Annotated in this window: 16 protein-coding genes; 4 read left to right on the top strand and 12 right to left on the bottom strand. The window is 28.3% G+C overall.

Features of this window, described 5'->3' with window-relative positions; translation table 11 throughout:
• Nucleotides 1-6: 6 nt before the first annotated feature.
• Genes ACMCMH_RS07985 through ACMCMH_RS07975 form a run of 3 tightly spaced genes read right to left on the bottom strand, consistent with a single transcriptional unit; the run spans nt 7 to nt 2,582 of the window.
• On the bottom strand, nt 7-1,002 hold the full coding sequence (locus ACMCMH_RS07985; protein WP_412724359.1) for an efflux RND transporter periplasmic adaptor subunit: 996 nt from the start codon (nt 1,000-1,002) through the stop codon (nt 7-9).
• Nucleotides 999-2,195: a TolC family protein gene (locus ACMCMH_RS07980; protein ID WP_412724357.1), complete on the bottom strand. Its 1,197-nt coding sequence runs from the start codon at nt 2,193-2,195 to the stop codon at nt 999-1,001. The genes ACMCMH_RS07985 and ACMCMH_RS07980 overlap by 4 nt, the downstream gene beginning before the upstream one ends.
• A 9-nt stretch (nt 2,196-2,204) precedes the next feature.
• Nucleotides 2,205-2,582 (bottom strand): FixH family protein, encoded by a 378-nt coding sequence (locus ACMCMH_RS07975; RefSeq protein WP_412724355.1) that lies wholly within the window; start codon nt 2,580-2,582, stop codon nt 2,205-2,207.
• A gap of 162 nt (nt 2,583-2,744) precedes the next feature.
• On the opposite strand from ACMCMH_RS07975, the gene ACMCMH_RS07970 reads away from it, so the two are divergent.
• The gene (locus tag ACMCMH_RS07970; protein ID WP_412724353.1) at nt 2,745-5,129 is read left to right on the top strand and encodes a methyl-accepting chemotaxis protein; all 2,385 of its coding nucleotides are present in this window, start codon (nt 2,745-2,747) and stop codon (nt 5,127-5,129) included.
• Between the two features lie 124 nt (nt 5,130-5,253).
• Here ACMCMH_RS07970 and ACMCMH_RS07965 read toward each other — a convergent pair whose 3' ends face one another.
• Nucleotides 5,254-7,584, bottom strand: coding sequence for a methyl-accepting chemotaxis protein (locus ACMCMH_RS07965; RefSeq protein ID WP_412724351.1), 2,331 nt, complete (start codon nt 7,582-7,584; stop codon nt 5,254-5,256).
• Between the two features lie 130 nt (nt 7,585-7,714).
• On the opposite strand from ACMCMH_RS07965, the gene ACMCMH_RS07960 reads away from it, so the two are divergent.
• Nucleotides 7,715-7,900: a hypothetical protein gene (locus tag ACMCMH_RS07960; protein ID WP_412724349.1), complete on the top strand. Its 186-nt coding sequence runs from the start codon at nt 7,715-7,717 to the stop codon at nt 7,898-7,900.
• Nucleotides 7,901-7,909: 9 nt separating this feature from the next.
• Here the strand turns inward: ACMCMH_RS07960 and ACMCMH_RS07955 are convergent, their stop codons facing one another.
• The 4 genes from ACMCMH_RS07955 to ACMCMH_RS07940 all read right to left on the bottom strand — a co-directional run bounded on the left by ACMCMH_RS07955 (nt 7,910) and on the right by ACMCMH_RS07940 (nt 14,377).
• Nucleotides 7,910-8,584, bottom strand: a complete 675-nt coding sequence (locus ACMCMH_RS07955) for a response regulator transcription factor (protein ID WP_412724347.1) — start codon at nt 8,582-8,584, stop codon at nt 7,910-7,912.
• A 43-nt stretch (nt 8,585-8,627) separates the two neighbouring features.
• Nucleotides 8,628-9,275, bottom strand: a complete 648-nt coding sequence (locus tag ACMCMH_RS07950; RefSeq protein ID WP_412724345.1) for an HAD family hydrolase — start codon at nt 9,273-9,275, stop codon at nt 8,628-8,630.
• Between the two features lie 167 nt (nt 9,276-9,442).
• A complete protein-coding gene (locus tag ACMCMH_RS07945; protein ID WP_412724343.1) occupies nt 9,443-12,250 on the bottom strand; it encodes an SNF2-related protein in 2,808 nt (935 codons plus the stop codon).
• 15 nt (nt 12,251-12,265) lie between these two features.
• Entirely contained in the window at nt 12,266-14,377 is a 2,112-nt protein-coding gene (locus ACMCMH_RS07940; protein WP_412724341.1) for a helix-hairpin-helix domain-containing protein, read from the bottom strand.
• Between the two features lie 132 nt (nt 14,378-14,509).
• Between ACMCMH_RS07940 and ACMCMH_RS07935 the strand changes: the two genes are divergently transcribed.
• Nucleotides 14,510-14,641, top strand: a complete 132-nt coding sequence (locus ACMCMH_RS07935) for a hypothetical protein (RefSeq protein ID WP_412724339.1) — start codon at nt 14,510-14,512, stop codon at nt 14,639-14,641.
• Nucleotides 14,638-15,051: a DUF3010 family protein gene (locus ACMCMH_RS07930; RefSeq protein ID WP_412724337.1), complete on the top strand. Its 414-nt coding sequence runs from the start codon at nt 14,638-14,640 to the stop codon at nt 15,049-15,051. Before ACMCMH_RS07935 ends, ACMCMH_RS07930 begins: the two co-directional genes overlap by 4 nt.
• Before the next feature lie 8 nt (nt 15,052-15,059).
• Here ACMCMH_RS07930 and msrA read toward each other — a convergent pair whose 3' ends face one another.
• The 4 genes from msrA to ACMCMH_RS07910 are packed head-to-tail and all read right to left on the bottom strand — an operon-like array spanning nt 15,060 to nt 19,490.
• The gene (msrA, locus tag ACMCMH_RS07925; RefSeq protein WP_412724335.1) at nt 15,060-16,247 is read right to left on the bottom strand and encodes a peptide-methionine (S)-S-oxide reductase MsrA; all 1,188 of its coding nucleotides are present in this window, start codon (nt 16,245-16,247) and stop codon (nt 15,060-15,062) included.
• A gap of 58 nt (nt 16,248-16,305) precedes the next feature.
• The gene (locus tag ACMCMH_RS07920; protein WP_412724333.1) at nt 16,306-17,271 is read right to left on the bottom strand and encodes a 6-phosphofructokinase; all 966 of its coding nucleotides are present in this window, start codon (nt 17,269-17,271) and stop codon (nt 16,306-16,308) included.
• 4 nt (nt 17,272-17,275) lie between these two features.
• The gene (locus ACMCMH_RS07915; protein ID WP_412724331.1) at nt 17,276-18,622 is read right to left on the bottom strand and encodes a sodium-dependent transporter; all 1,347 of its coding nucleotides are present in this window, start codon (nt 18,620-18,622) and stop codon (nt 17,276-17,278) included.
• On the bottom strand, nt 18,609-19,490 hold the full coding sequence (locus ACMCMH_RS07910; RefSeq protein WP_412724329.1) for a DUF1566 domain-containing protein: 882 nt from the start codon (nt 19,488-19,490) through the stop codon (nt 18,609-18,611). The genes ACMCMH_RS07915 and ACMCMH_RS07910 overlap by 14 nt, the downstream gene beginning before the upstream one ends.
• Nucleotides 19,491-19,493: the final 3 nt, after the last annotated feature.

The following is a 19,493-nucleotide window of genomic DNA, read 5'->3' as shown; positions in this document are numbered from 1 at the left end:
TAGGCCCTACCAATCGTCATCATCATCTGAAGAGTCATATAAACCATTCGTGATCGCATCACTATCAAGTAAAAATGCAGCTTTATCTATAACAACATCATTCTCATTTAATCCAATAACTTCAAACTGTTCAAAGTTTATTCTATTTGCAGTTATCTCTTGTGGTTCAAACTCTTTACCATTTGCAATAAAAACAAAATGTTTATTTGCTTTTGTTAAAACAGCTGTTTTTGGTAAAACTAACATCCTCTTAGTCACTGTATTTATAGTCACCTTAGCAAACATATTTGGATATATCTTTAAATCTTTATTCTCTATTTCTAAGCGTACTTTTACTGTTTTATCTTTTACATCAACAGTAGGGTAAATAAAATCTACTTTTGTATTTACTGTACCAAATCCATCTATAAAGACTTTAGCTTTCATATCTTTGTTGATACTAGCAATATCCTTTTGATAAACTTTTGCAATCACCCATAATTTTTTAAAGCTTGCTATTTGAAATAGAGTTTTCCCTTTTTGAACAAAACTTCCATCATTGATTGTTTTTGCAATAACAAAGCCAGAATACGGTGAGTAAATATCAATATACTCTTTTACTTTTTTATTTTTTTGTAATCTATTTATCACTTTTTGATCTATACCAAAACTTTTAAACTTGGCAATATAGTTTTTTCGTAAATTTTTATCTCGAAATAAAAATTCATTCATTGCTAAATTTATCTCATCTGAATATATATCAAAAAGCTTCTCCCCTTTTTGAACATAAAGATATGTTTTATTTACATTCAAACTACCCACATATCCATTAAATCGTATATTTACATCTTTGATTGAATCTTCTGGTACTATAATATCACCATAAAAACTTTTTGTGAGATGTATCTCTTTCTTTTGAACTTTTACTAATTTTTTATTAAAAAGTTGACTTGCATCTATAGTTTTTGCATTAAGAGTATTAAACAATAATCCTAATAACAATAAAAATTTTATTGTTTTCATATCTGACCTTTAAAATAATACAACTTAGAAAGTGCACTATAATAGTTTATTTTTTCTTCTTGACTCAACAGCAACAGTTCTAGTTTACTATTCATACTCTCATATATCTTTATACTTTGCATTGTATTGGCACCTAAATGCAGTTTGTGTGTTTGTTCCAAACCATCATTTAAAGGAATCATCTTTTCATCAATCAGTGTAAAGTTTTGTTTATTCAGTTTAATATTCTCTTCTAAATCTTCAATTGTACTTTTTATCTGTTGTTGTAAAGCTCGAAGTTTATCTTGGATAATATTTTTTTCTATCTTACTTTTTTTTACTTGTAATTTTTCACGCCCTTGAACACTTAAAGGAATTGCAATATTAAAAGAAATATAATCATCAAACTTTTCTCTTTGATAATAACCAACAGTTAACTTCACATCAGATATCTTTTTACTATTTTCTAGTGCTATTTTTTGTGTTTGTTGTTTTATTTTTTCTTTTTCCATCAAAACTAGAGGATGATTTTCTAAAACACTTTTCATATTTATACTAAATTTTCCAAAAAAATCATTAAAGGTAATAGTATCTATTTTTGTATACACTATATCTTCTAAACTTTTTTTCATCTTGGAAATTGTATAGATAAATTTTTGTTTTTTTAGGTTTAACTTATATATTTTAATATCTTGAGTTACTAAAATACTTTGATCTAATTTACCATTTTCATAAAGCAAATTCATGAGTTTTTTTTGATGCTGTAAATTTTTTAAATATCTCTTTAAAATAGTTAACTTTTCATTATTATAAAAAATATTATAACTATACAATAAAGCTTCAGATTGTAATTTTTGTTTATAATTAAGATATTCTAATTGATTTATCTTTGTATCATATTGTTTGATTTCATTCGAAAGTTTGAGTTTTCCATTTGTAGGGATAACTTGTGAATATGTTATATATTGTGTTTGCATCGCTTCTATATCTCGAGAAGTCGGTTCATCTAAATTTATATCCGATACTCCTATACCAAGTACTGGATTGCTCCAAGTACTTGATAAATCTGCATCAACTAAACTGGATGTTATTTGTATCTCTTTTGCTTTGAGTATATAGTTATTTGTATCTATTAATTTTAAAATTGACTCTATACTTTGAGAATATAAAATTTGAACACTAACAATCACTAAAAATAGAGTCTTTTTTAACATTTGTTTCCTTTATATATTAACACTACCTCTTACAGTATGTACTTTGTTATCGATTGTTTTAAATTTTAAATGATACTGCCATGTTCCGCTCATACTAAAATTAATCATCATTTTATATTCACCATCCACTAGTTTAGCTTTTGCTTTATATTCCATATAAGGCATTCCTGGCATCTCTGGCATAAAAACTTTGATTTTCATTTTTGCATTACTAATTACTTTGCCACTTTTTTCAAGTGTCACATAAAAATCATTATTTCCACTAATAGGAGTAGTTTTTGTATATAGTTTTAAATCATAACCATTCTTTTCTCCATTTTGTTCAATCACATTAGCATTTAAAACGATTCCTACAAAAAACATCAACATAAAAATTATTTTTTTCATTTATATCCTTTTTAATTTTAATTTATTTTATATTTTTTTTGTGTAGTCGATGTGTAATAATAAAGTATCATATGGGTCTTACACTTAGATTCTTTCTAACCTTTAAACTAATATACATTTAAATAATAATATAATAATTCATTAACCCCAAAAAGGATATTTATGAAAGATATTACTATTAAACTAAAGTTATTAATACTTGTTATCTCTACAATATTAGTAATTTCACTAATTATAGGTTTTGAAGCTATCTATAACATTCAATCTATAAGCGAATCCAATATTAAACAGTATAGAGATGAGTCTTATAAGAACAAAGAAGAAGAGCTTAAAAACTATGTTTCAATGGCATTAAAAACAACAGAAACTTACTACAAAAGAACTGAACCTTCAAAAATAAAAAAAGAGATTTCTGAAGATTTAAAAGAGCAAACTCTATTCATTTTTTCAATTATTGAAAAAGAATATGCACAAAATCATGGGAAACTACCAATTTCTGAAATTAAACAAAGAATAAAAAATATTGTTAATTCAAGTAGATATGGGAAAAATGGTTACTTTTGGATAAATGATACAAAAGCAATTGTTATTGATCACCCAATTAAACCGTCTTTGAATGGAAAAGATTTAGCAAATTTTCAAGATAAAAATGGGAAAAAAATATTTACTGAATTTGTAAAGGTTACATCTGATACAGGTGAAGGTTTTGTTGACTATGTTTGGCCTAAACCAGGTTTTAGTAAACCACAACCAAAAATATCGTATGTAAAACGATTTAAGCCATTTAACTGGGTTATAGGAACTGGGGCATATGTTGCAGATGTCACAGCAGATATGCAAAAACAAGCATTACATACAATATCACAAATGAGATATGGAAAAAATGGCTACTTTTGGATACAAGACAGTTCTAGTAAAATGATTATGCACCCTTTTAAACCATCATTGGATGGAAAAGATTTAATAAACTTCAAAGATAAATCGGGTGTTTATTTATTTAAGGACTTATCTGCTATATCAGTTAAAAATGGTGGTGGTTTAGTAAAATACAATTGGGAAAAACCGGGAAAAGAAACTTTACAACCTAAATTTTCTTATGGTCAATTATTTAAAGAATGGAACTGGATCATAGCTACTGGTGCATATGTTGATGATGTAGAAGATAAAATTATTGTTATGGAACAAAACGCACAAGAGAAAGTAAATGAAATAATAATTTCAGTTTCACTTATTACTATTATTATAATTATTCTTATTACATTTATTATCACTTTAATTCTCAATAAACTTATTGTAAAACCTATTACTGTATTAAATGATGGGATACAAAGTCTTATCACTAATGTTGAACATACAAAAACAACAATAAAAAAACAAGCCAATGATGAACTAGGAGATATAGTTGATAGCTTTAATCTTTACATGACTAAAATTGATAACGGTGTACAAGAAGATCAATTATTAATTGAAGAAGCAAAAAAAGTAATAGAAAGAGTAAAACATGGTTCTTATTCTCAAACTATAGAAAAAAATACAAATAATAAATCATTAAATGAATTTAAAAATGAAGTAAATGATATGATACTAGCAACTAAAAATCATTTTGCTAATATGAATATTATTTTAGAAGAATATGCAAATTTTGACTATCGAAAAGAGATAGTAATAGATGGAATAGAGGAAAGTGGAGTATTTGCACTTCTTGTAAAAGATATCAACACACTTAGAGATTCTATCAACACTATGTTATCTCAAAATAAAGCAAATGGATTAACACTACAAAACAGTTCAAATATTTTATTATCAAATGTTGATACGCTAAGTAAAGCTTCAAATGATGCAGCAGCTTCACTAGAAGAGATAGCAGCAGCACTTGATCAATCAACAACTAGTATTTCAAATAATACTGAAAATATTATCCAGATGGCGACTTATGCACAAACAGTAACTTCATCAGTGAGTTCAGGTGAAGCTCTTGCTAGTCAAACAACTCTTGCTATGGATGAGATCAATACAGAAGTGACATCTATAAATGAAGCGATTACTGTAATTGATCAAATTGCATTTCAAACAAATATTCTTTCACTGAATGCTGCTGTTGAAGCAGCAACTGCAGGTGAAGCTGGAAAAGGATTTGCTGTTGTTGCTCAGGAGGTACGAAATCTTGCATCAAGATCGGCAGAAGCTGCAAATGAAATTAAAAAATTAGTTGAAAATGCAACAGCAAAAGCCAATAATGGTAAAAAAATTGCTGATAATATGATAGAGGGATACTCAGAACTAAATGTAAATATTACAAAAACAATAGAACTTATTTCTGATGTTGAGTCCATTTCTAAAGAGCAACAAACAGGTATTGAACAAATCAACACAGCTGTTGGACAACTTGATTCTCAAACACAAAAGAATGCACAAGTTGCAAGTGATACACAAGATATTGCTATGCAAACACAAAGTATCGCACAAAATGTTTTAGATGATGCAAACCAAAAACAATTTATTGGTAAAGAATCAATCACTATGCAAAGTATTACTAATAATAAATAAAAAAGTATCTTAACCTCGAGATATTTTTTTAAACAAAACAACTTTACACAATAAAAAAAGGGAGAGTCAAAATAACTCTCCCTTTTTTATTGACTATATTTTCGAATAGAAAATGAACAAGCTTTTAAAAACTTGCCCATTCATCATCTGAACTATTTGAAACAATTGGTTTTATATTTTTGCTTGTAGTAGATGTTATTGTTTTTTTCTCTACTATTTGAGATGATTTTTCTATTACTTTATTAGTAGATGGTGAACTTACTGTATTTTCTTTCGCTTTTACAGAGTCTTTTCCGCTAAATTCTTTCTCATTTGCATCTGCTACAACTAATTTTGCTATATTATCTGTTTGAACTGCAACGGTATGTGTCTGTGATGCAATTGAAGCATTTTCTTGAGTTTGCTTATCTAATGAGCTAATTGCGTCATTAATCTGTATAATAGCTGATTGTTGCTCTTTTGATGCACTCTCTACATCTGTAATAAGTTCTAAAGTTTTCGAGATATTTGAACTAAGTCCTGTATATCCATGAATCATTTTATCTGCAATATTTTTACCATTATTGGCTTTTTCTGTTGCATTTTCAACTAATGACTTGATCTCATTTGCAGCTTCAGCTGATCTTGCCGCAAGATTTCTTACCTCTTGCGCAACAACAGCAAAACCTTTTCCAGCTTCACCTGCAGTTGCTGCTTCAACAGCAGCATTCAGTGAAAGAATGTTTGTTTGAAATGCAATTTGGTCAATCACTTTAATCGCTTCGTTTATAGATGTTACTTGTTCATTGATTTCATCCATAGAGTTTGTAGTTTCTGTTGCAAGAGTCTGCCCTTCCTGTGCTGAACTTGTTAAAGAGTTAGCAAAACCTGCCATTCGTATAACATTTTCAGTATTATGAGAAATACTACTTGTCATCTCTTCTAAAGCAGCTGAAGTTTCCTCTATCGCTGCTGCTGCTTGATTTGAATTTTTGTTTAAAATGTCAACATTTTTCAAAAGAGTGTTACTACTTACATCTAAAGTTAAACCATTTGATTTATTTTCAATAAGCATTTTAGTAATTGCATCACCTAAAGTATTTATTGCTACTGCAACTTGACCATAAGCATCTTGAAATCTTGGAGTGTAATCATACTGACTAAACTTATCTAAAATATCTATCAAAATATTTAAATCTCTTGCAATAGTATGTTCTAAATAATCTTGTAACTCATCTAGTAATTTTTTTAATTCCATCAAAGATTCAGTGTCTGAATCTTTTTCAATTTTTGCAACCATATTTCCAGACTTTAACTCATGAATAAATCTTGTAATATCTTGAACAAACTCTTCATCTTTTAAAATGTTTTTTCTTATTTTTTCAATATTACTATTCACAACTTGTGCCATAGTTCCTATCTCATCATTTGAATTAATTTGGATTGGAGAAACTGTTGTAGTTTCTTTATTTATAAAACTAAAGAAATTTAATAGTCCTTTTTGAAACTCTTCAATTTGAGAAACTATAGTTCTTGGAATTAAAATAGCCATAACAATTACTAAAATAAACACAATCAATGCAATAATCGGAGTAACAATAAGTAAACTATCATTAAGTGCAGATACATCTGGTCCTATGGTATCTTGATCTTTTTTAATTGAAATTTTAACATCTTCAGATAATTTTGCAATATGTGGTCCTATTTTATTGAGTTTATTATCTATGATAAGATTCCGTTTTCTTATAATTTGAACTATATCTTTAACACCCTTTTTATATAAATCAATTAGTTTCACTGATTTTTCTAACTGCATTCTTCTAGTTGAATTTTGAATCTCTTTTTTTAGTAGTTCTAATTCATATTGTAAATCAGAAAACTCTTTATCTACTCTTTGCGCATGTTCTACTTTATTTGATGCTAAATATTTAGCAGTATAAAGACGAGCCAGTAAAAGAGATCGTACAGCAAGTGCAGCATCGTACGATGCAATATCATGACCGTCTTTATGAGTAGTTTTCATAACAGAAGATAAAAGTTTTTCTATTTTTTTACCATTTATATTTAAATTATTATTAACAATATCGTTTCTAGCATTAAAAAAAGCAACCACTTCATAAAAATGTTTATGATATGCATGAAATTTTTCAGAAATCTCTTTTACCATAGGGGCTCGTGTTGGTTTTTGAATCTCCACTAATGCCTTATCAATAAAACTATCAGTTATTTTGTAATATTTCTCAAATTCATCAATCTCTTTTTGAATTGGTGTGTTAAGATAATCTTTCACATTCATTCGTACCATCAACATATTTGACTGAACAGAACTTGCCAAAACATTATCTTTTGCCATCTCTCTATAACTTGAAAAGCCATCTGCTGATTTCGATACACCAAAATTACTATACCCTGCAAGAATTGCAACCAAAATCGCAATAATTGAAAAGGCAACTATTAGTTTCTTTTTAATTGTCATATTATTATCCTTCTTTGTACTATTTTAGTATAGCATATTAAAATAATAAATTAATAAATTAATCAAAAGGGAAAAGTTATCTTAAGTTTATTACTCTATTATTTCGCCTTATAAAAATAAAGGAATTTTTTTGATAGTAGTAAAACCAAAACAGAGTACAGATTTTGATATAAGAAAAAAACAGGCTAAAGAGTTAGGTGTAGATATAAATACAAATATGACTTTAAACTGTTTGGAAAAAGAGATTGTCAAAAAACTTGCTTCAGGGATGGAAGACTTAAAATTATTACTAGAAGATATTTCGCAAAAATCTTAATGTGTAATATCACATAGGAGACATCACATATCTATCAACTTTGTAACCTATACCTTTATTATTTTGAATAAAATCTTCTTTTAATACTTTTCGAAGTCTGCTTAACTCTGTTCTAATAGTAGCATCACTTACCAAATCAGATCCCCAAGCATATTCTCTAAAAATATCAAAATTTACAATACTTCCTAAATTTTTGCACAAACACTCGATAATATTTAGCTGTTTTTTGGTCAAAGGCTGGATCACATCCCTATATAAAAGTTTGTTTTCTTTTCTAATATAACTATAATTTGGACTCAATAAAATATGTTCTCTTTTTATATTATCGATTTTTTTAGCCAATTTTTGTATACGGTATGCTAATTCTTTGAGATGGAAAGGTTTTTTTAAATATTCTGCTCCACCCATATCAAATGCGCGAGAAATTGTTTCTATATCTGTAAGATTACTAATAAACATAGCAGGCGTACTAAAATTTGATTGTTTAAAATTTTCATATAACTCAAGTCCATCATATGTTTTTTCATCTATATTTAAAATCAACAAATCATATACTGTTTCTTCTAAGTAAAGTTTTGCATCTTGTTTATAGTGACAAGCGGTACATTGGTGTCCTAATTCTATTAAATACTCTTTTATAGACTTTAATAACTCAAGATCATTTTCTAACAACAATATTTTCATTAAGCCTCTTTCTAATTTCTGCTATAGTATAACATTTTTAAATTTATTCAAATTTATTTTGATTTAAAATAGATGACAATTCACTTAATTTGTCAATTTTGTAACTTGCACTATCAAAATTTTGTGTTTTTGTAAATTCATTATGAACTATCACACAATCAATATTGGCTCTATTGGCAGAGATAAGTCCACGCTGTGAATCTTCTATAACGATTGTTTCTTCTTTTGAAGCACCAAATAATTCTAAACCTTTAAGATAAGGATCAGGAAATGGTTTGGCTCGAGGATAATCTTCAACACATAAAACAAAATCCATAAAATCTATTATCCCACGATTTTTATGGATAATATCAAAATCAACTCTTCTTGATGTTGTCACAATTGCCATCTGGTATTGTTTCTTTAACTCACCCAACACATCATGGACATTTTCTATAGCAATATTTTCTTTTCGTAAATACTCTTGATAATACACATCACGCTGTTCTCTTGCTATAATTTTTTCTTTTTCACTTGCACCTTTTGCTGCAACCCATACACCATTCCCAGCTGTCATAATATCCATATACTCATCAAACTGTAAATTCACATCAAAAAACTCTTTAAGTGCTCTTTTGCTAGCTTCATAATACCAAACTTCTGTTTCTACAAGAACTCCATCATTGTCAAATAATATATATTTTTTTTCCATTTATCATATATCCTTTTTTATATATAGTCAATTATAACATCTTTTAATTTATCTCTATTGTCAGTACTACATAAAGAAAAGAGATATGAACACAAACCCAAATCTTGTTTTCCAACTCAATTTAAAAGATAATATAGAGTTTAAAGCAGAAGAATTAGATTTTAATTCTAATACTTCAATAACTCCAATAACTCATCACCAGAAAACTTAGTATCTTCTTGCTGTTTGTTTTCATCAAAAATACGATCTTGAAGTACTTTTTTCTTCTCCTGTAACTCTAGTATTTTTTGTTCAATACTATTTTCTACTATGAGTTTATATACAAAAACAGCTTTTTTTTGCCCTATTCTATAGGCTCTATCTGTAGCTTGATTTTCAACTGCTGGATTCCACCATGGATCATAATGTATAACAGTATCAGCTGTAGTTAGATTTAATCCAACTCCACCAGCTTTGAGTGAGATAAGAAACATATCTGCTTTCCCATCTGTAAATTTATTTATAGCTTGTTCTCTATTTACAGTTGAGCCAGTTAGTTTAGTATAAGATATTTCTTTTTCTAAAATTTTTTCTTCTATTATTTTTAACATAGAAGTAAACTGTGAAAATACAAGTATCTTTCTACCCTCACTTAAAAGTTCATCAACTAAATCTAAAAACAATTCTAGTTTAGCTGACTCCTGAACTTTTAAAGCCTCATCAATTTTTACTAAACTAGGATCACAACACACTTGTCGTAGTTTTAAAAGAGCATCTAAAATAGTGATATGAGAAGAACCAATCCCTTTTTCAGAAATAGCTTCTCGTACTTTTTTCTCCATAGTGACACGAATCGATTCGTATAGTTTTGACTGTTTTGGTTCAAACTGAGTGTATTTTATGATTTCAGATTTAGGAGGCAGTTCATGTGCTACTTTCTCTTTTGTCCGTCTAATGATAAATGGTTTTACTCTTTCATTTAAAAGTTTTTGACGGTTTAAATCATTGTCTTTTTCTATAGGATTTTGGTAGTAATTTTTAAAAAAGGGCAGTGTATCTAAAAAGTTAGGCATTAAAAAATCAAATATACTCCAAAGTTCACCAAGATGGTTTTCTACAGGCGTTCCAGACAGAGCTAGTTTGTGTTCACTTTTAAGTTCTTTAATAGCTTGAGTCATTTTTGTTTTTGGGTTTTTAATTTTTTGAGCTTCATCTAAGATGATATATAAAAAGTTTTCTTTTTCAAACTTTTCTTTATCTCTTACAATTAATGGATAAGTAGTGAGTAATATATCGTAATTTTGAAGCTGCTTAAATCGTTTGGCTCTATCATTTCCATGAAGGGATAAAACAGATAAATTTGGAGTGAATTTTTTGACTTCGTTTTTCCAATTTGCAATTAATGATGTTGGCATCACTATTAAACAAGGTTTATTGAGTTTTCCGTTTTCTTTCAAAGTTGAGAGATGAGTTAAAGTCTGAATAGTTTTTCCAAGACCCATATCATCTGCTAAAATTCCACCAAATTTAAACTCATATAAAAAATTTAACCAGTTTATTCCATCTTGTTGGTAGTCTCTTAAAGTTGCAGTTACGCAAGAGGCTTGTTTTACTTTTTCTATCCCACCAAAGTTTTTCAGTTTTTGAGATATTTGTATGAGTTCATTTTCTTTTAAATAAGAATTTTGTGTAAAATCACCTAAAAGATGAGACTCATAAGAGGAGATAATAAGATTTTCATCACTATCTTTTTTGTCATTTAAAGCAATAATTGTATTTAAAATAGGTCGTAACTGTTCTGTTTGAATTGTTACATAACTATCACCTTCTATTTTTACATTTATATTTAAAGGCAAATTTTCTAAATTATCATACTGTTCGATAATACCACTCACCAAAGGAGCAATAGGAAAAACCCTCCCATCAAACTCTATATTAAAAGAGAGTTTAAACCATTCATTTATCTCATCTTTTGATATATTTATTATAGGGGTTACTTCTGTAGTATTGATTTTTAAATCACTTGGCATTGAAAAAGAGAGATTGTGACTATTTTTTTCTACAAGTTTACATAAATCTAAAACTTTAGCGTGGGGAATAACAGGAGCTTCTAGTAACTGTTCTAAAAACTTTGCATTCATTTGTGTAGATACTTTTTGTATCTTATTATTCTGTTTATTTATGACTAAAAGTGGTTGAGTAAATATCATCTCAAAATCATCTATATTTTTTACTTGCAATTCATAGTTTTCATTTACTTTTTCCCAAACAAAATCCAAACAAATCTCATCATCACTAAAACTCAAAGCTTCGTTATTGTCTTTATAAAAACATCTTTTTGTTTTAAGAAGTTCTTTGATAACTATATAACCTAAACTCCCCTCAATTTTTGTCGTTTTGTTACCATATTTTTGAAAAAATCCAGAACAATACTCTACTATATTTTTATCATCTTCAAATTTAAAATTATCATACAAAGTAGAAAAGAGATATTTATCACTATTTAAAAGTGTGCCTTGGTTAAGTGTTCCATTTTTTAAAAACTTACATTGGTAAAACTTCAAATCATTTGTATCTGTTCTTGTATCATCTGCAAATAATCGATAGATTATAAATGGCTCATTTTGATAGAGTTCAAATTTTTTATTTGATGTGATTTTTGATAAAGAGTTTATCCATTTGTCATATTTATTTGTAGGATTTTCATTTTTTTTGTCACTCATATACTGTAAACAAACAGCCACCACATGTTTACAATTGTCTTGTACAGGACAGCTACATTTTCCAGATATATGTACTTTTTTATTTTTTAATGAGATATCGATATCTTGTTCGTACTGTTGCATCCCATTTACACAAGATGTTAAACTCACTACTGTATCTGTTTGTTCAAATATTTCATAACTATCGACATCACCATCTTTATAGTAGTGATAGCCTCGATTAAATGCTCCTAAATCTACATTTTCTTTGATATCTTCACGAGTAATTTTCATCTGTACTTTTCTATCCTAATCTAACATTGTCAAAGATATTTTGTTTTTTTCGATATCTATATTTTGGATTTTGATATTTTTAAGCTGTTGATTTACACTTAGGACATCCATTAAGTGAGATATTCGTTTATGTGAATATTGTGAGATATGAAGCATCGCATCATTTTTAAGACCTATATCTATAAACGCTCCAAAATCTGTGATATTTCGTACGACTCCGTTTACACTATCTCCTATTTTTAACTCATCAATACTTTTTATATCTTCACAAAATGAGATTTGCTCAAGTTCATCTCGTATATCAAACCCTGGTTTTTTAAGCTCAACAACAATATCTTTTAAACTCTCATATCCACAATCAAACTTTTTTGACAACTCTTTTAAAGTAGTATTGTCTATAGTATTTAAATCACACTTTTCTTTTAGATATTTTGCCACATCATAATTTTCAGGATGAATACCGCTATTATCTAAAAAACTCTCTCCATCTTTGATTCGTAAAAACCCTACACTTTGCTCATACGCTTTAGCACCTATTCCTTTTACTTTTAAGAGTTGTTTTTTACTTGTAAACTCTCCTATATCAGCTCGAAAATCTGTAATATTTTTGGCTAATTTTTCACTTATTCCAGACACATAAGAAAGCAATTTATACGAAGCAGAGTTTATATCTACCCCTATTTTATTTACTAATGTAAAAGTAGTCGTATTTAGTTTTGTAGTAAGATTTTTTTGATCTACATCGTGCTGGTACTGACCAATACCTAGTGATTTTGGGTCTATTTTGACTAAAGCAGACATAGGGTCTCGCAGTCTTTGCGCTATAGAGATAGCTCCTCTAATCGTAACATCAAGATTTGGATACTCCTCTTGTGCAATTTTAGAAGCTGAGTACACAGAAGCCCCTATTTCACTTACAACTGCATAATTTATATTTAGATTATGTTCCTTTTTTAAATCATTTACAAAACTTGCTGTCTCTTTTGAAGCAGTTCCATTTCCTATAGCAATTGCAGTTATATTGTACTTTTTTATTAAATCCAATACTATTTTTGAAGATGTTTTTATATTATTTTCACTTAAAAGATATATCACATTTGAGTCTAAATAGTTTCCATTATCATCTATTACAGCTAACTTACATCCAGTTTTATATCCAGGATCCATACCTAAAATCACTTGATTTACAAGTGGTGGAGTAATAAGTAATTCTGTTAAGTTTTTACCAAAAAGTTCAATAGCTTCATCACTCGCTTTTTGTTTCAAATTTGAAAGCAGTTCTCTTTTTAAAGAAGGAAGTAATAATCTTTTTAGTCCATCGATATACGCTTCAAGAACAAACTCTTTTGAACTTTGTGCATGATTGGGTATACGATATTGTTTTATACCATTGATGATAAACTCTTCATCAGCTACTACTTTTAAAGATATTTGTTTTTCATTTACCGCTCTTAAAATCGCTAGGAGTTGATGAGATTTAAGATATTTTGCTTTTGTATTTATTGTACTTAGGTTTTTATATACACCATTTTCTTCAAAAGTTTTTGTTTTCTTCGTTACGATACTTGCATGGTTTTCTAAATTTTTTCGTACACCCTCTTTTGTTTTAATTTCTTGAGAGTATCGTAATGCAATAATATCTTTTGAACCATTGATCGCATCTTCTACAGTTTTTACTTCTTTATTTAAAAAGTTTTTTGCTTTTTGTTTTATCTCATTTGATGTATATTTCATAGTAGAGATGATATTTGCTAAATCTGTAAGTCCATTTTTAACAGCATCGTCTGCTCTTGTATTTTTAGTTCCTTTAAAAGGTTCATAAATATCTTCTAAAGCTCTTAAAGTAGTAGCTTCATCAAGTAGTTTTTGTAACTTACTATTCAAACAATCTTTCTCTTTTAAGATATTTACTATCTCTTCTTTTCTTTTGAGTAGTTTTTGAGTGTATTCATACACTTCTTGAAACTGGATAAGAGTTTCATCACTCGCGTTTCCAGTGATATCTTTTCTATATCGAGCGATAAAAGCTATCGTACTTCCATCTTCTAGTAACTCTATAATATTTTTTATATATTTATCATCTAACTGTATTTTACTTTTTATTATCTCTATTATTTTATCATTCATAAAATGGAGTATATCAAAAATTTCTTTATTTGATTTTTACTTTTTAAATAAAATGACAATATGCAATATTTTTTAATAAAAATTTATTTATCTGTTAAAATCACACTATTAATAAATACTAAAGGAGATAAAATGATAGAAATATTATCAATAATTTTCATCATTTTTTTATGTGTAAGTTTTTATATAAATGAAAATATGATACATAAAAATAAAATAGAATTTGATCTCTTAAAAGATAGAGGCATCAAGGAGAAAAAATGAATATTTGCGGAATAGAACTCAAATCAAATAATGCAATTTTATCTGTTATTCAAGTAAATACAGAGATTCAAAAATCAACATTTTTAAATACAAAAATAAAAAAAATTATTTTAGAAGATGAAGAGAATAAGAATTCGCTTTTAAAATTTCAAGATGAGATAGATAATTATCTTCATGAAAATAATATTTCGAAAATAGCATTGAAAAAAAGGGCAAAAAAAGGAAACTTTGCTGGTGGTGCAGTTACTTTTAAATCTGAAACAATTATTCAGCTCAATACTGTGTGTGAAGTGACTTTTGTAACTTCACAAGCTATAGGTAAATATACAAAAAACAATGAAGTGTTATTTCCATCAGAACTAAATAAATACCAAGAGCAAGCATATTTAAGTAGCCTACTCTTAGTATAAAATAAGTTCTATTTTTTTATATCAGCTCGTGGTACAAACTCTAAAACCGTAGCATTTATACAAAATCGTCTTTTCCCATCAGCTCGAGGGAACACATGACCTAAATGAATGCCACTTTTTTTAGCTCGTACTTCGATACGATTCATACCATAGCTGTTATCTTCTAATTCAATAGTTGATCCGTCAACTGCTTTGAAAAAACTCAACCATCCAGTACGAGAGTTAAATCTATCTTGAGTATCAAATAATATATCACCAGATAATTTATCTACAAATACGCCATCAGGTGTGTTTTTAAAGATATCATACTCTTTACAAAATCTATTATCTGTACCTTCATTAAAAGCTACATTATAACTCTCACTATTTTTACCAAGTTTAAAGTCACCAAGCATTTTATAAAAACTTTTTTCATCCATATATCCACGATTTGCTAAAACTTCTTTTCCATTTTCTATAAAAAGAATAATTGGTGTTGCAAATAGTTTTGTTTTTATTTCAAACTTTTCCATTTGTGAAGAATAAGCTTTACGAATTTTTAGAGTACCTCTATATGAATCCAAAACATCTTTTTTAAATCTTTCACAATATGGACAGTTATCAGACTCAATAACAACTATCTCTTTTCCATCCAATGGTATAAGTGGTTCTTTTTTCTCATCATCAGGAGTATCTGCAAATTTTACACCTGTGCTGTGGTCTGGACAATATCCATTTGGATTATTTTTTAAATAATCTTGATGGTATTTTTCAGCATCATAAAACTTTGTAAGTGGTGCGATTTCTGTAACAATTTTTTTATAACCATGTTCATTTAAAAGTGTTTGATAAACTGCCTTTGTATTATAGATAGCTTGTCGTTGTGTCTCATTTGTATAGTACACTGCACTTCTATAGTTATCACCTATATCATTACCTTGACCATTTATTTGAGTAGGGTCATGTATCTCCCAAAAATTTTTAATCAATTCTTTTGCTGTTATTTTTGTATTATCAAAAGTAACTTGTACACCTTCAGTATAATTAATCAAACCTTCAGGTTTATTTTTTCTGTATTCCAAAACTTTTTTATATGTAGGGCTAGGATAATTTCCACCAACATATCCTGACTTTACATCAATAACACCAGGAATCTGTTCGAAATTTTTTTCAACTCCCCAAAAACATCCTGCTGCAAATACTATCTCTACTATCATAATGTATCCTTTCTAGTAAGTAAGTATAATGAAGTCTTGTGTAAAATTTGTGTAGTTATTATCTTGTCATACTTGTAGCAATGTCAAGTAAATTTTGATCAATTTTATATTTGGAAGAGGTTATATAAGATATATCTTGAAAAGAAAATTTTCCCTCTTTATATGTAACAACAGAACCTTTTTTATAATCTTTTTGCAAAAGTTTGTTAAGAGCGTATGTAACAAATTCCATCGCCATAAGTCTATCATGCACAGTAGGGTTTCCACCTCTTTGAATATGTCCTAAAATAGTTGCTCTAGCTTCTATATGTAAATTTTTTTCTATCCAATTTACTAGATTATATGTTTGGTTTGTTGCTTCAGAAACAACACAAACCATATATGTTCGTCCTTGTTTAATTTGTTGTTCTAATTTAATTTTTAATGAATCAAGATCATAATCTAACTCAGGAATCATACATATTTCAGCGCCAGAAGTCAAAGCGGAAACTAATGCTAAATAGCCACAACCTCTTCCCATAGTTTCAACAACACAAGCTCTTTTAAATGAACTAGAAGTATCTCGTAAAGAGTCGGTTGCAAGGCGAATTGTATTTAATGCAGTATCAACTCCTAAACAATAATCAGTACCAAAAATGTCATTATCAATAGTTGAAGGAATTGCTACAAAGGGTACCTGAAAATCATCAAAAAATTGTTGTAATGCTCGAAAAGAACCATCTCCACCTAAAAGAATAAGTTTATCTATACCCAAAGTATCTAAATTTTCAAAGGCTTTTTTTCTATATTTATATTCATAAAATCGTTTAGAACGAGATGAACGAAGAATCGTACCACCTTCATGGAGTATTCCTGCTACATCTTTATGTTTGGCTTTTTTAATATTATTATCAATCAACCCTTCTAATCCATCAAAAATGAAATAAGGGGTAACACCTTTTAGGAAACAATAATCAACAAACTGTTTAATAGCAGGATTCATCCCTGCACAATCACCACCAGAAGTTATTATTGCAATTGACATATAATTAAAATTTTAGAATTCCAGTTTCATTTAACATTACAATAATAATAGCCAATGGAGCCACATATTTAATTAGAAATAACCAAATAGCAAAAAACTTTTCACCCATAAAAGGTATTAAAGCTTCTCTAACTACATTTTTATCCATTATGTAACCCACAAATAGTGCCACAAAAATTCCACCAATTGGTAATAAAATAGCTGCTGTTACAAAATCTAACCAATCAAATAAATTTTTAGAACCAAATGTTAAAGCAGATGAAAATTCATTTGTATTTGATAGCAGGGCAAAAACACCAAGTAGATAAAAAAATGCGGATACTCCGTATGTAGCTTTTGTTCTTGACATTTTTCTTCGCTCAACCAAATACATTACAGTTGGTTCTAAAATAGAAACAGAAGATGTAATAGAAGCAAACGCCAAAGCTATAAAAAAGGCAATTGCCATTAGATTACCAATACTTCCCATTTCATAAAAAATTGCAGGTAAAGTAATAAATACTAGTCCTGGTCCCTTACTTGGTTCTTGACCCGCTGAATAAACAATAGCAAAGATAATAAGTCCAGATACAATTGCAATAAGTGTATCCAATGTTACAATCGAGATAGATGCTTTTACAATATTTACATCTTTTCCTAATGATGCTGAATAAGTGATAATTGTCGCCATACCAAGAGAAAGAGTAAAAAATGCATGTCCCACAGCAATAATAATTGAACTAGCGTGAAATTTCTCAAAATTTGGATAAAACATAAACTCAACTGCCTGATGAAAACCATCAAGTGTCATACTGTAAAAAAACATACATAAAAGAATGATTAATAAAGCTGGCATAAGAACATTATTTAATCGTTCAATTCCTTTTTTAATACCTTTAGAGATAGTATATGCAATTATTAAAAACCCTAAAGTATAGTAGATAAGTTGAGAAACAATATCTTCTTTTAATAAACCTAAAAATACGGTTTCTGCTTCACTTACACTTGATGGTAAAGCAGTTGCTGCAATAACAATATAGTTTAAAATCCATCCTACTACAATGGCATAAAAAGATAAAATAATTACACCAATTAAAAATGTAAACCCTGTATATCTCCAATATTTTTTACTCTTGGGAGCTAAGGTTTCTACTGTAGATACCGAGTCTTTATTTACTCTACTTCCAAGAACAACTTCTGCTATAAAAATCGACATACCTATAAATATAACAGTAAGCAGATATACCATCACAAATACACCACCACCATTTTCACCTGTTATATAGGGAAACTTCCATATATTTCCTAATCCTACTGCACTTCCTGCTGCTGCTAGAATAAAACCTAGCCTCGTAAATCTATTTTTGTTCATTATCTGTTCTTTCACCTTTTTTAATATCTCTTACACATCGTACTCTACCATTTTCAAACTCTTTGATAGATATTTTTTTTGTCCCATCATCAAAGTTTTTTACTATTGAATAACTCCAAACTTTGTATTCATCATCATATGTTGTACTTGACCAGTAAAACTTTCCACCAAAGCCGTTGTATATTTCATCTTTATTTTCATATAATTCAATCAGCTCCTCAATAGTTGGCAACCTAAAATCCTTATGGTGAGCAAATTGTAAATTTTGGCAATATATATTTGCCTTCTCCCAATTTATATTAGTATTGGCAGCATTTTTTGTATCTTCCCACATAAGATTATTTATAGTTGAAGTATAAAGACGAATATCTTTTGGTATGGTTTTTAATTTGTACTTGATTGTATTGAGTGTGTTAGCTGTAATATTACGATCCAAACTTACATCAGCATAACCATCTTGAAGCTTTATTGTAATATTTTGTTCCGAATTCACATCAATAAGTCGATTTGAATCATTAAGTTTTTTTATAAATTTTCCATTTAAATATAACTCAGCATCATCGCCTACAAAAAATATTTGACTATTTGATTTCTCAAATTTAAGTTTATAAGTTAAAATATTGTGAGGAGAAACTCTTATAGTCGTTTTAAGATTATTAGCATAATATTTTTTATCAACAATAGCTTCTAATTGTATTTTTTTATTGGGAACTACTTCATACTGTTTTATAGGTGTATCTCCTATCTCTTTTCCATCTAGAAAAACTTTTGTATTTTCTACATTTGAAAAAATATTTATAAATGCTTTTTTTTCATTTGCACTAATTGTAGTAAAAAATAAAAAAATAATTAGCATTAATTTAAGCATTGT

It is taken from the genome of Arcobacter sp. 15-2 (assembly GCF_047159865.1).
Classification (GTDB): Bacteria; Campylobacterota; Campylobacteria; order Campylobacterales; family Arcobacteraceae; genus JAIOSF01.
This window is presented reverse-complemented; position numbering and strand designations above follow the sequence as displayed.

What these genes read in the sequence shown, in the direction of transcription:
- ACMCMH_RS07910 (WP_412724329.1), bottom strand. Translation starts at nt 19,490, where the DNA reads ATGCTTAAATTAATGCTAATTATTTTTTTATTTTTTACTACAATTAGT.
- ACMCMH_RS07950 (WP_412724345.1), bottom strand. Translation starts at nt 9,275, where the DNA reads ATGGAAAAAAAATATATATTATTTGACAATGATGGAGTTCTTGTAGAA.
- ACMCMH_RS07935 (WP_412724339.1), top strand. Translation starts at nt 14,510, where the DNA reads ATGATAGAAATATTATCAATAATTTTCATCATTTTTTTATGTGTAAGT.
- ACMCMH_RS07975 (WP_412724355.1), bottom strand. Translation starts at nt 2,582, where the DNA reads ATGAAAAAAATAATTTTTATGTTGATGTTTTTTGTAGGAATCGTTTTA.
- ACMCMH_RS07915 (WP_412724331.1), bottom strand. Translation starts at nt 18,622, where the DNA reads ATGAACAAAAATAGATTTACGAGGCTAGGTTTTATTCTAGCAGCAGCA.
- ACMCMH_RS07985 (WP_412724359.1), bottom strand. Translation starts at nt 1,002, where the DNA reads ATGAAAACAATAAAATTTTTATTGTTATTAGGATTATTGTTTAATACT.
- ACMCMH_RS07965 (WP_412724351.1), bottom strand. Translation starts at nt 7,584, where the DNA reads ATGACAATTAAAAAGAAACTAATAGTTGCCTTTTCAATTATTGCGATT.
- msrA (WP_412724335.1), bottom strand. Translation starts at nt 16,247, where the DNA reads ATGATAGTAGAGATAGTATTTGCAGCAGGATGTTTTTGGGGAGTTGAA.
- ACMCMH_RS07980 (WP_412724357.1), bottom strand. Translation starts at nt 2,195, where the DNA reads ATGTTAAAAAAGACTCTATTTTTAGTGATTGTTAGTGTTCAAATTTTA.
- ACMCMH_RS07970 (WP_412724353.1), top strand. Translation starts at nt 2,745, where the DNA reads ATGAAAGATATTACTATTAAACTAAAGTTATTAATACTTGTTATCTCT.
- ACMCMH_RS07945 (WP_412724343.1), bottom strand. Translation starts at nt 12,250, where the DNA reads ATGAAAATTACTCGTGAAGATATCAAAGAAAATGTAGATTTAGGAGCA.
- ACMCMH_RS07920 (WP_412724333.1), bottom strand. Translation starts at nt 17,271, where the DNA reads ATGTCAATTGCAATAATAACTTCTGGTGGTGATTGTGCAGGGATGAAT.
- ACMCMH_RS07955 (WP_412724347.1), bottom strand. Translation starts at nt 8,584, where the DNA reads ATGAAAATATTGTTGTTAGAAAATGATCTTGAGTTATTAAAGTCTATA.
- ACMCMH_RS07930 (WP_412724337.1), top strand. Translation starts at nt 14,638, where the DNA reads ATGAATATTTGCGGAATAGAACTCAAATCAAATAATGCAATTTTATCT.
- ACMCMH_RS07940 (WP_412724341.1), bottom strand. Translation starts at nt 14,377, where the DNA reads ATGAATGATAAAATAATAGAGATAATAAAAAGTAAAATACAGTTAGAT.